The sequence below is a fragment of the Oleiphilus sp. HI0132 genome, from assembly GCF_001635845.1.
On sequence record NZ_LWGJ01000037.1, the window covers coordinates 1 to 917 of the forward strand.

Genomic DNA, 917 nt, shown 5'->3' on the forward strand with positions numbered 1-917 from the left:
TAAAGTGCATTATGGAAATAAGGCACCCCGAGGCGGTACTTCAAGGTTCTAGCTCGACTATTACTAATCCGTTTTCCAAGGATGATGCTGAACACATCAGCGCAAAGTCTTAGGGCTGCGCATTAAGGTGATAAAAGCTTAGATTATCGCCTTAATGCATTATTTGCAGTTCACAAAGTGTTCATGTCGAAATCTGTCAAAGCAAAAATTTCAAGGACTTCATAGGTATTCTTGTCGAGCTTTGCCAAACCAAAGCCTGATTTCCCAATTATGCGGATATAGAAGTATTTGCCTGTATCAAACTCTTGATCCTTATAAATCTTCTTAAGGTAGACTTCTTCAAGAGCTGCTTGCTTGATGCGTTCTTTTTGCTCGCCTAGCTCATGATAATAATCCATGTTCTGTAGATAATCTGTATCCCCTTCACCGGTAAATGCATGAACAGTGATCGCTATTCTAACTTCGGTTGTACCGGTTAAAACGTGGAACTTTGGTGCTGAAGCCAAGCTAGTATCGATAATATTAGGGTCAACAGCTGTCATATCGTAATTCGATGCGGTTTGGATCTCAAATGAGTTATTGACAAGTAATGCTGATAAAGGCCTTTCCTTGTAGATGGTCTGAAACCCATATACAAGCGCTGCTATTTGGAATAATGCAATCACTGACAGGTCAAACTTTAGACTCTTCTTACCTTTTTTATATACGACAAAAGTAAGTAGTGGCCCTAGTATCACGTCTACAGCAAACAGGATTAGAATGATTTCTGATATACCCTGTATTTTGAAGTAGAAGTCAGGATAAATTTGGAATCTGATAAAAAAGTAAACTATCGATACGATAGCGAGACTAATAAGAAAGTGGATTAGAAATGCGATGGGTTTTGTCATAGTCGTCAGTTAAGTTAGTGTTTAAAC

Annotated in this window: 1 protein-coding gene; it reads right to left on the reverse strand. The window is 38.5% G+C overall.

All coding sequences use genetic code 11. From position 1 onward, the window contains the following. Window positions 1-170 precede the first annotated feature (170 nt). On the reverse strand, window positions 171-890 hold the full coding sequence (locus A3766_RS00655) for a hypothetical protein (protein WP_068510718.1): 720 nt from the start codon (window positions 888-890) through the stop codon (window positions 171-173). Window positions 891-917 lie beyond the last annotated feature (27 nt).

Coding starts and splice junctions, on each gene's coding strand:
- A3766_RS00655 (WP_068510718.1), bottom strand. CDS start 890: ATGACAAAACCCATCGCATTTCTAATCCACTTTCTTATTAGTCTCGCT.